The organism is Micromonospora sp. II (assembly GCF_001709195.1).
Taxonomy (GTDB): domain Bacteria; phylum Actinomycetota; class Actinomycetes; order Mycobacteriales; family Micromonosporaceae; genus Micromonospora; species Micromonospora chalcea.
This window is the reverse complement of the sequence record NZ_LYXF01000021.1, coordinates 65352-75539: the sequence shown is the minus strand read 5'-3', so window position 1 is coordinate 75539 and position 10188 is coordinate 65352. Positions and strand designations below refer to the sequence as shown.

Sequence of the window (10188 nt, the reverse complement as noted above, 5' to 3'; positions counted from 1 at the left end):
CTACCGCGACGGCGGGAAGGTCGTGACGATCGCCGACTCGGCCAACCCCAACCAGGCCTCCTACCGGATGGACGTGGACGAGCTCGCCCGCTGGACCGCCAGCCGCGGCTACAGCTCCTGACCGAACACGAAGGGCCCGACCCCCACCATGGGGTCGGGCCCTTCGTCGTATCCAACGGCTGCCGTCCGGTCACCTCGTCGTCACGCGGGTGTCGTCACCCGGACGGGTCGCTCCACCACGCTGGGTCGCGCCGGACCATCCGGGCGACCGTGAAGGAGCAGCAGTGGCAGCCGAGGAGGCGACGAACCGCCCCGACGTGAGTGTCGTCGTACCGGTCTACAACACGCTGCGCTACCTGCGGCAGTGCCTCGACTCGCTGCTGCGGCAGACGATCGGTCCGGACCGGATGGAGATCGTGGCGGTGGACGACGGGTCCACCGACGGCAGCGGCCGCCTGCTGGACCGGTACGCCGCGCGGTACCCGGGCACCGTACGGGTGGCGCACCAGCCCAACTCGGGTGGTCCGGCCGCGCCGTGCAACCGGGGACTGGACCTGGCCACCGGCCGGTACGTCTTCTTCGTCGGTTCCGACGACCGGCTCGGCCCGGAGGCCCTCGAACGCCTGGTCGCCGCCGCCGACCGGTACGGCTCGGACGTGGTGCTCGGCAGGGTGGTGGGCGTCAACGGCCGGCACGTCTTCTCCGACGTGTTCGCCGACGGCAACGCGGTCGACGTGAGCCTGTTCGACTCGGCGCTGCCCTGGTCGCTGGCGAACACGAAGCTGTTCCGGCGCGAACTGGTCGACCGGCTGGGGCTGCGCTTCCCGGAGGACATGCCGGTCCTCAGCGACCAGCCGTTCACGCTGGCCGCCTGCTACCACGCCCGGCGGATCTCGGTGCTGGGCGACTACGACTACTACCACGCCGTGCGCCGCCTGGACGCCCGCAACATCACCTACCACAGCCGGGTCGAGCAGCGCCTGGTCAGCGTGGAGCGGCTGTTCGCGTTCGTCGCCGGCCTGATCCCCGCGGGACCGCGCCGGGACGCGGTGCTGTGCCGCCACGTCGGGCTGGAGCTGGCGAACCTGGTCGGCGACGACTTCCGGCACCTGGACCGGGCCACGCAGGAACTGGTGCACAGCAGCGTCGCCCGGCTGGTGCGGCAGCACGTCACGGACGGCGTGCGGGACCGGCTCGGCATCGAGGCCCGGCTGCGGCTGGGCGCGGTGACCGCGGGCGGGGTCGACGAGTTGCTGGCGGTCATCGAGCAGGACACCGGCCTGGGCGTGCCGGCGACGGTCTTCGCCGGGGACCGGTGGCACGCGGGCTATCCGGGCGCCCCGGCCGGCTGGTCGGACGTCACCGACGTACGCGCCGCCTGGCTGGCGCGGCTGGACGCCGTCGACGTGAGCTGGACCGACGGGGACACGCTCACGGTGACCGCGCGCAGCCCGTACCCCCGGTTCGCCGCGGAGGCCGGGCCGGTGCGGCTGCTGGCCGGTCCGGTCGTGGGCGCCACCCGGGTCGACGCCGGCGACCCGACCGGCCGCACGGTCCGCACGGAGTTCCCCCTCGGCCGGCTCCTGGCCGCGAGCTGCGCGGGCGGCCGGCGTCATCCGGTACGCGCCGAGGTGGACGGCGGCCACGGGCGCGGCGGGGCCGCGGTGCGCGCGCCCCGGCTCGCCGCCGGGCGGCCCCGCCTGCTGCGGCACGGCGCCCGGCTGTACGCGGTCGCGGCCACCGTCGACCCCCGCAACGGTCAGCTCGTGCTGTCCGTGGTGCCGGTGACCGTCGGGCAGCTCGTCGGGCGGCTGCGCCGGCGCGGCCGGCGCGGTCCAGCCGCGGCGCAGACAGCGGGGCACGGCCCCGCGCAGACGTCAGGGCGCGGCGCGGAAGGCCGGCTCGGCCGGCATGGGCACCTGGAGGTACGTGGTGCCGCGCAGGTCCAGCCAGGCCCGCTGCGGCGCGCGGACCAGGCGCACCATCACTCCGGAACAGGCGGGACATCGCCCGACCAGGCCCGGGGCGTGCGAGTAGACGTGTAGCCCGGCCATCGGGCCGGTCGTCCCGCAGGTGTCGCAGCGCCCGGTGGTGGCGCTCAGGTCGACGGCGAACACCTCGCGCAACGGCCCGTCGAGCATGTTGCCATCCAGGTAGGACAGGTCGGTCATCCGCTCTCCTCGGGTCGTCAGCCGGTCGGGCCGAACCGTTCGGTCCGCACGCGCCGGGTCGGGTGGCCCAGCCCCACCAGCAGGTCGGCCACTGTCTCCACGAATCCGGTGGGGCCGCAGACGTAGCAGAGCGGCTCCAGGTCCGGCGGCCAGCCGTGGCTGTTCACGTCGGCCAGGCCGATCCGGTGCGGCTCGCCGCGCCAGCCGTCGGGCGCCGCGCGGGTGTAGACGTACGCGACGTCCAGGCCCTGGTCGTCGCGGGCGCGGCGGCGCAGCTCGTCGGCGTAGATGACGTCGTCCGGGGTGCGCACCGAGTAGACGAGCCGGAACGGGGTGCGGCTGCCGGCGGCCCGGCGCGCGCGGATCATCGCCATCAGCGGCACGACGCCGGATCCGCCGCCGACCAGCAGCACCGGCGCGGTCTCGTCGGTACGCCAGACGAACCAGCCGCCGACCGGCCCGCGCACCTCGATCGGGTCGCCCTCGGCGTAGGTGTCGGTCAGGTACGGCGACACCTCCCCGTCGGGCACCCGCTGCACCGTCACCTCGATCCGCTCGCCGTCGGCCGGGCCGGCCAGCGAGTACGACCGGGCGGCCTGGTAGCCGTCCTCGGCGGTCAGGCGCAGGTCGACGTGCTGCCCGGGCAGGTGGCCGGGCCAGCCGGGCACGTCCAGCACCAGCGTCTGCGCGGTGGGCGTCTCGATCCGCCGCTCGACGAGCCGGGCCACCCGCCACATCAGCGGCGCGACGCGGCGGCCCTGCGCCTGCGCGGTCACCTCAGTCGCCCTGGTAGCGCTGCTCGCGCCACGGGTCGCCGTAGTCGTGGTAGCCGGCGGTCTCCCAGAAGCCGGGCCGGTCGTCGACGAGCAGCCGGATGCCGTGCACCCACTTCGCCGACTTCCACAGGTACAGGTGCGGCACGAGCAGCCGCGCCGGGCCGCCGTGTTCGGCCGGCAGCGGCCCCCCGTCGTACGTGTGCACCACCCAGGCCCGCCCGCCGCGCAGGTCGTCCAGCGGCAGGTTGGTGGTGTAGCCGCCGTAGGAGTGCGCCAGCGCGTACCGGGCGGTGGTGTCGACGCCGTCGAGCAGCGTGTCCAGGGAGACGCCCTGCCAGGTGGTGCCGAGCTTGGACCAGCGGGTGACGCAGTGCAGGTCCACCGTCGGCGTGTCCTGCGGCAGGCCCATCATCTCGTCCCAGGACCAGCGGTACTCCGCGCCGGTCTCGCTGGTCAGCACGAACTCCCAGGTGTCGAGCGGCACCCGCGGCGTCGGGCCGGCGGAGAGCACGGGAAAGTCCTCGGTGAGGTACTGCCCCGGCGGCAGGTCGGTCGCGGACGAACGGGGCCGGCCCTGGAAGCCCGGCGAGACGATTCCCACCCGTCAGTCGTACCACCGCCGGCCGTGCCGGGGCAGCGGTTCCCACCGAGTCAGGCGCCGCCTCCGCCCTGCACCTCGTGCACGATGGTGCGCTGGCCGTCGCCGCTGTTGCGGGTGGCCCGGAGGCTGGTGATGGTGACGATCACCAGGACGCCGATGATCACGCCGAGCGAGGCCAGCGTCGGAATCTCCGGCACGCCCTCCCAGATGCCGTGCGCCCAGTGCAGGCCCAGCTTGAGGCCGATGAACGCCAGGATGACGGCCAGGCCGTAGCTGAGGTGCACGAGCCGGCTCAGCGCGGCGTGCAGCACGAAGTAGAGCGCCCGCAGGCCCAGCAGCGCGAAGGCGTTGGTGGCGAAGACCAGGTACGGGTCCTCGGTGATGCCGTAGACGGCGGGCACCGAGTCGACGGCGAACACGATGTCGGTGGCCAGCACCGCGACCACGACGAGCGCGAACGGGGTGAGCGCCCGGCGGCCGTTCTGCCGGATGGTCATCCGGGTGCCGTGGTATTCGTCGACCACCGGCATGACCTTGCGCAGCAGCCGCACCGACCGCATCTTGTTGATGTCGACCTCCTGCTCGTGCCCGCTGAGGGCGTCGCGCAGCAGCTTCACCGCGGTGGCGACGAGGATGAGCGCGAAGAGCAGGAAGGCGAAGTCGAGCGTCTTGAGCGCGGCGGCGCCGAGCGCGATGAACACACCGCGCAGCACCAGGGCGCCCGCGATGCCGTAGAGCAGCACCCGCTGGGCCAGGACGGAGGGCACCGCGAACGCGGCGAGCAGCAGCATGAAGACGAACAGGTTGTCGACCGACAGCGACTTCTCGACCAGGTAGCCGGTGAGGTACTCGATGCCCTGCTGGCTGCCCCAGCGGGACCAGATCCAGGCGCCGAACGCCAGCGGCAGCGCGATGTAGAAGGCCGACCAGCCCAGGGCCTCACGGATGGAGACCTCGTGCGGCTTGCGGGTGACCAGGAAGTCGAGCACCAGCAGCACGAGCACGCCGACGATCGTCACCGCCCACAGCGTGGGCGTGCCGACCGACGACAGTTCGGCCGCAGCCAGCGGGGACAATTCGGGCATGGAACCTCCTCGAACACCGTGTCATGTTCGAGGTCTCCTTCACCCACGTTTCCGTGGGCAACCACCCGGGGCTCGCCTCGGCGGCTTGCCGTACTGACCGGAATGATTTTTGGGAAGTACTCCCCTCGCCTGGACAAGGCTAGGTCACCGCCGGACCGGACGCCAAGTCGGGACACGGATGCTTGCCCTGGTCAACAGACTGGGCGGCGGTTCAGGGCATGGCGCCTGGTCACCGCGGCCCCTATGGTGACGCAGGTGACAGTCCAGGGACCGCTGACCGGCGTACGGGTGATCGAGCTGGCCGGGATCGGCCCCGGGCCGTTCGCGGCGATGATGCTGGCCGACCTCGGCGCCGACGTGGTGCGCATCGACCGGCCCGGCGGCGGCGGGTTCGGCGCGTTCCCGGGCGACCTGCTGAACCGCAACCGCCGCTCGATCGCGGTGGACCTGAAGCAGCCCGCGGGCCGTGACCTGGTGCTGGCGCTCGCCGCCCGGGCCGACGCGCTGGTGGAGGGCTTCCGGCCCGGGGTGACCGAGCGGCTCGGCCTCGGCCCGGACGACTGCCTCACCGCCAACCCGCGCCTGGTGTACGGGCGGATGACCGGCTGGGGGCAGGACGGCCCGCTCGCGCACAGCGCCGGACACGACATCGACTATCTCGCGCTGACCGGGGCGCTGCACGGGGTGGGCCGGGCCGGTGAGCGTCCGGTGCCGCCGATGAACCTGCTCGGCGACTTCGGTGGCGGGGGCATGATGCTGGCCCTGGGCGTGGTCGCGGCGCTGTACGCGGTACGCGGCGGCGCGCCCGGCCAGGTGGTCGACGCCGCCATCGTGGACGGCGTCTCGGTGCTGGCCACCCAGATCCACGCGCTGCGCGGCATCGGGCTGTGGCAGGACCCGCGCGGTGTGAACCTGCTCGACGGCGGCGCGCCCTTCTACGACACGTACGAGTGCGCCGACGGGCGGTACGTGGCGGTCGGCGCGCTGGAGCCGCAGTTCTACGCCGAACTGGTCCGGCTCACCGGTTTTCCGTTGGACGGCGACGACGGCCCGGACAGCGGCGACGCGCTGGACCGGGACGACCCGGCGAACTGGCCGGCGTTGCGGGCCGCCTGGGCGCGGCTGTTCCGCACCCGTACCCGGGACGAGTGGACGCAGCTGCTGGCCGGCACTGACGCCTGCGTGGCGCCGGTGCTCGACTGGGCCGAGGCGCCCGAGCACCCGCACCTGCGCGCCCGGGACACCTTCGTCGCGCCGGACGGGGTCACCCAGCCGGCGCCCGCGCCGCGTTTCTCGGCCACCCCGACAAGTGTGCGGCGCCCGCCGCCGGGGCCGGGCGAGCACACCGACGAGGTCCTCGCCGAGGCGGGGGTGGACGCCGCCCGGATCGCCGCGCTGCGGGCGGACGGTGTGATCGCCTGATCGTGGGCGGTCAGCGCCGGCGCGCGGCGGCCGGGGCGAGCGCCGGTTCCACCATGTCGCGGTAGTCGCGCGGGAACTGGACCACGACGTCCTGGAACTCGCCGCCGCCGATCGCCTCGCGCATCGTGGTGAACACCGCGCGTACGGCGTCGCGGGCGGTGTTCTCGTCGCAGTCCGCCCGGCGGGCGACCCGGGCCACGAACTCCGCCGCGCCGAACCGCTCGGCCGCCTCGTCCCGCGGGTACGGGCTGAGCAGCCCCTGCAGCGGTTTCGGCAGTTGCGCGGCCAGGTCAAGCACCTCGCCACCGGTCAGCCGCTGCGCGAACGTCTCCAGGGTGGCCGCGGTGAGCGTGGCGGCGCGGTCCTCGCTGGTGCCGGTGAGCCGGGCGACCCGGCCCACGAACGTCAGGTAGTGCATCGGTGGTACCCCCTTCGGTGCGCCCAGCGCGGCTACCCGCCCCGGCGCGGCGGAAACGGTTGCGACGGGGCGGCAGGTTTTCCGGTGGCGGCGGGCGTGAGCGGCGGCGCGGCGGGTAACCGCCGCCCGGTCGTGACCCCAACTACTGCCGCGAGGAGCCCGACTGATGGCGAGTTACTCGGATGTCCTGGAGTACCTGTCCGCGCTGGACTACCCGGCCGGGAAGGACGACGTCATCCGCGAGGCGGAGCGGGAGGGCGCGCCGCCGGACGTGTTGCGGGCGTTGCGCGCGCTGCCCCCGGTGGACTACGCCAACGGCACCGAGGTGGCCCGCTCGGCCGGCATCGACGCGGCCCCGGAGGTGAGCCGCTCGCAGCGCGCGGCGCAGGCCCGGGACAACCACCCGCGCGTGTCGCAGCACCTGCGCGGCATCTGAGCACGGCGGGAGAGCCGGCGGGCGACACGGCCGCCGGCCTCTGCGCGTGCGGAAAAGCTGGGCTCCTCTGTGGCCGGTCGCGCAGCCCGGACAGGCGAGCGCCCCGGGTCACGAACCGCGACCTGGGGCGCCACGCAGCACCTGTCCCCCGCGGTTCACGCCCGAACCGGGTCGCGACCGCGAGGCGGTGAGATGTTCGCCCGAACCGGGCGGGCATCGCTGCCACGATCATCATACGACGCAACATCAGCCGAACGGGTGAGATTCGCGGAACTGTGTCCGGGCGCACGTACGCGCTCAGGCGGTCACCTCGGCGTACCGGCGTTCCAGCTCCACTCGCGCCAGCGCTCCGACCAGCCACGACAGTTGTTCCGACTCACCACTGCCGGCCAGCCCGGCGAGGTCACCGGCGGTACGGCCCAGGCCGAGCCGGCGGGCCGCCGCGAGCGCTCGACGGTCGGCCACCGGCGCCGCCTCGCGCCACAACGCCTGCGCCTCACGCAGGAACAGGTCGCACACCTCGTCGTCCACTCCGGGCAGTGCGGTCAGCAGCCGCCGCTCCCCCGCCGGGTCCTGACGCGCGGCGGTGCGCAGCCGGCGCAGGTCGCCCCGGTACGTGTCGACGACCGTGCGGGCCAGGTCGCCGAGCGTGTCGGCGAGCCCGGCCAGGTCGCCGCGCAGCCCGGCGGCGCGCAGCACGCGTACCCGGTCCTCGTGGCGCGAGCGGGCCATCCGCGCCGCCGTGTCCCAGCCGGCGTCCCGCAGCGCCGTGGCCGCGTCGACCGCGCGGTGGAAGTCGCCCCGGCGGGCCAGCAGGACGGACAGGTAGAGGACCTGGAACAGCTGGGCCGGGTTGTTCGTCACCCGGAACCCGAAGCACTCGGCGAACCCGCGGCCGTCCCCGGCGAGCCGGCGGGCCAGCCGCTTCTTCTCCTCGACGCTGCGCGTGGCGGTGTGTGTCGGCATGCCGCCGACTACCCAGGCGACGGCCCGGCATTCGGGTACGACCGTCAGCCGCGTACGCCGCCGCTGCGGTCGCGAGCCTTGAGCCGGGTGGTGGGCAGCGCGGGCGCGGGCAGCGGCGGCGCCGCGTCGTCGGCGACGACGCCGAAGCGGCGGCCGGCCATCCAGTCCTCCCGAGCGGCCACCACCTCCTCGTGTGAACGGCCGACGAAGTTCCACCACATCACCAGCGGCTCGTCGAACGGGGTGCCGCCGAGCAGCAGCAGCCGGGTGCCCGGTTCGGCGCTCAGGGTCAGCGCGCTTCGCCCGAGGCCCAGGTACAGCAGCGCGCCGGGGGCCAGCGCCACGCCGTCGCAGTCGGCGGCGCCGGACATGGCCAGCAGCGCGTACTCGAAGTCGGGGCGCAGCGGCAGCGTGGCCGGCGCCGCGCCGCGGGCCTCGAGCTGCGCGCCGACGAGCGGGGTGTGCACGACGGCGGGCGAGCGTTGCCCGCCGAACTCACCGACGAGCACCGTGACGTCGAGGTCGCCGTCGCGCAAGCGGGGCAGGTCGGCGTGGTGGGCGAAGTCCGGGTCGCCGACGCGCGCCGGGTCGGGCAGCGCCACCCAGAGTTGTACGCCGTGCATGAGCGGCGGGTGCACCAGCGGGGAGCGCTCGGAGTGGGCGATGCCGCGCCCGGAGGTCATCACGTTGAGCTGGCCGGGGCGGATGGGCTGGACGTTGCCGAGGCTGTCGCGGTGCAGGATCTCCCCGTCGAGCAGCCAGGTGACGGTCTGCAGGCCGGTGTGCGGGTGCGGCGGCACCTCCATGCCGGGCCGGTCGGCGACGTCGTCGGGCCCGAAGTGGTCGACGAAGCACCACGCGCCGACCATCCGGCGCTGCCGCTGGGGCAGCAGCCGGCGCACCGTGGTGTAGCGGCCGAGGGGGACGTCGTGCCCGGGCAGCAGCACGCTGCCCGGGTCGGTCGGGCCGACGCCGGGCGGGAGCGTCTGCGCGGGCAGGGATTCGGTGCGGTCCACCGCCCCGACTGTACGCTCAGTCCGCCGTGACGCTCACCGCGTTCGCGCCCGCCGCCAGATCGAGGTAGAGCCGTTCGGCCGCCCGGTCCCAGCCCGGTGAGCTGACCAGGTCACCGGCGGCGATCCCGCCGTGCCGCTCGTCGTAGACGGTCAGCGAGCCGGCCCCGGCGGCGACGCGCACCCGCACCGGCGGCCCGCCGGGCACGGTGACGGTCAGCTCGCTGACCCCGCCGGTCATCCGGACGGTGAGCGACCCGTTCAGCCGGGGCAGCAGCAGCCGGGTCCGCGACGCGCCGCCGACCAGGTCGATCCCGGCGAGCCGGGCGTCGCCCAGGTCGAGCCGCTGCTCGCTGACGCCGCCGACGAGCCGCAGCCGCCAGGTGACCCGGGAGTTGAGCACGACGTCCACGGCGGCCGGACCGCGACGGCCGTTCTCCTCGACCCGCAGGCGGACCCGGTCGCCGACCATCTGCGGGCGCGGCGTGACGCCGCCGTCCTCCGGCACGTCGATGCGGTAGAGGTCGTCGCCGAGGTCGGCGGCCCGCAGGGTGAACCTGGTCAGACCGTCGGCCAGCTCGAACTCGGCGCGCTGCCGGCCGCCCCGGGGCTCGGCGAGCGTCTGTGCTCCGGCGGCCTCGGCCGCGCCGACACCTCCGGCGCCGGTGGCGGGCGACGGCGGCGCGCCGCCGGAGAAGACCACGCCGAGGCGGCCCGGGTTGGACAGCGTCACCGCCACGGCCACCCCGCCGAGCACGACCACCAGCGCGGCGGCGGCGGCCAGCAGGCGGGCCGCGCCGGACCAGCGGGGTCGGGTCAGGCCGGGCTCATCCTCGGATGTGGTCATGGTCATCCCCTCTCGCCGGTCCCCAACGGGTCATACGTGTCCGTTTCCCGGTCGGTTCACTCCTTTTCCGTGGCAGCGGTACGGGAGCGCACCTTGTCGGCGCACGTGGTCAGCACGGCGTGGGCGTCCAGGCCGAGGCTCTCGATGGCGACGAGCGCGGTGAACGCCACGTCGGCGAGTTCGGCGGCGACCTCCTCGCGGGTGTGCGTCACCCCCTTGCGCGGGTTCTGCCCGAGCATCCCGATCCAGGCGGCGGCGACCTCGCCGGCCTCCTCGCCGATCTTGAGGATGCGACAGGTCAGCTCGGTGTCGCCGCGGCCGTTCGCGGCGTCCAGCCAGGCGCGCGCGTCCCGCGCCGTTGTCCAGATGGTGGCGTCCACGGCGACCAGTGAACCTGATCGCGCAGACCGTTCGTATCCTGGGGCGACGCAGGCCAGCAGGTCTGCGGCCCAG

At 74.5% G+C, this 10188-nt stretch carries 11 protein-coding genes and 2 pseudogenes; 4 read left to right on the top strand and 9 right to left on the bottom strand.

What is annotated here, in order from left to right:
* Window positions 1–121 (top strand): annotated as a pseudogene (locus A8711_RS32810) (phytochelatin synthase); the annotation flags it as partial.
* Between the two features lie 163 nt (window positions 122–284).
* Window positions 285–2045 (top strand): glycosyltransferase, encoded by a 1761-nt coding sequence (locus A8711_RS11685; protein WP_069088208.1) that lies wholly within the window; start codon window positions 285–287, stop codon window positions 2043–2045.
* On the opposite strand, the pseudogene A8711_RS32805 reads toward A8711_RS11685, so the two are convergent.
* The 4 genes and pseudogenes from A8711_RS32805 to A8711_RS11670 form a co-directional block, all read right to left on the bottom strand.
* A pseudogene (locus tag A8711_RS32805) lies at window positions 1971–2141 on the bottom strand (DUF6510 family protein); the annotation flags it as partial. The gene A8711_RS11685 and the pseudogene A8711_RS32805 overlap by 75 nt on opposite strands.
* Before the next feature lie 47 nt (window positions 2142–2188).
* Window positions 2189–2908 carry a ferredoxin reductase gene (locus A8711_RS11680; RefSeq protein ID WP_176722796.1) on the bottom strand — a complete coding sequence of 240 codons (720 nt, stop codon included), beginning with the start codon at window positions 2906–2908 and terminating at the stop codon, window positions 2189–2191.
* 40 nt (window positions 2909–2948) lie between these two features.
* Window positions 2949–3548 carry a sulfite oxidase-like oxidoreductase gene (locus A8711_RS11675; RefSeq protein WP_043324587.1) on the bottom strand — a complete coding sequence of 200 codons (600 nt, stop codon included), beginning with the start codon at window positions 3546–3548 and terminating at the stop codon, window positions 2949–2951.
* Between the two features lie 50 nt (window positions 3549–3598).
* Complete coding sequence (locus tag A8711_RS11670) at window positions 3599–4633, bottom strand: TerC/Alx family metal homeostasis membrane protein (RefSeq protein WP_043324589.1); 1035 nt, start codon at window positions 4631–4633, stop codon at window positions 3599–3601.
* Window positions 4634–4876: 243 nt separating this feature from the next.
* On the opposite strand from A8711_RS11670, the gene A8711_RS11665 reads away from it, so the two are divergent.
* Entirely contained in the window at window positions 4877–6055 is a 1179-nt protein-coding gene (locus tag A8711_RS11665; RefSeq protein ID WP_043324590.1) for a CaiB/BaiF CoA-transferase family protein, read from the top strand.
* A 10-nt stretch (window positions 6056–6065) separates the two neighbouring features.
* Here A8711_RS11665 and A8711_RS11660 read toward each other — a convergent pair whose 3' ends face one another.
* Window positions 6066–6473 carry a DUF2267 domain-containing protein gene (locus A8711_RS11660; protein ID WP_064446174.1) on the bottom strand — a complete coding sequence of 136 codons (408 nt, stop codon included), beginning with the start codon at window positions 6471–6473 and terminating at the stop codon, window positions 6066–6068.
* Window positions 6474–6639: 166 nt separating this feature from the next.
* On the opposite strand from A8711_RS11660, the gene A8711_RS11655 reads away from it, so the two are divergent.
* A complete protein-coding gene (locus tag A8711_RS11655) occupies window positions 6640–6909 on the top strand; it encodes a DUF2795 domain-containing protein (RefSeq protein WP_030502657.1) in 270 nt (89 codons plus the stop codon).
* A 297-nt stretch (window positions 6910–7206) separates the two neighbouring features.
* On the opposite strand, the gene A8711_RS11650 is transcribed toward A8711_RS11655, so the two are convergent.
* The 4 genes from A8711_RS11650 to A8711_RS11635 are packed head-to-tail and all read right to left on the bottom strand — an operon-like array spanning window position 7207 to window position 10115.
* Window positions 7207–7875: a hypothetical protein gene (locus tag A8711_RS11650; protein WP_069088207.1), complete on the bottom strand. Its 669-nt coding sequence runs from the start codon at window positions 7873–7875 to the stop codon at window positions 7207–7209.
* Between the two features lie 44 nt (window positions 7876–7919).
* Window positions 7920–8891, bottom strand: coding sequence for a pirin family protein (locus A8711_RS11645; RefSeq protein ID WP_069088206.1), 972 nt, complete (start codon window positions 8889–8891; stop codon window positions 7920–7922).
* A gap of 16 nt (window positions 8892–8907) precedes the next feature.
* On the bottom strand, window positions 8908–9735 hold the full coding sequence (locus tag A8711_RS11640; protein WP_069088214.1) for a hypothetical protein: 828 nt from the start codon (window positions 9733–9735) through the stop codon (window positions 8908–8910).
* Window positions 9736–9791: 56 nt separating this feature from the next.
* A complete protein-coding gene (locus A8711_RS11635; RefSeq protein WP_043324595.1) occupies window positions 9792–10115 on the bottom strand; it encodes a MazG-like family protein in 324 nt (107 codons plus the stop codon).
* Between the last annotated feature and the right edge of the window lie 73 nt (window positions 10116–10188).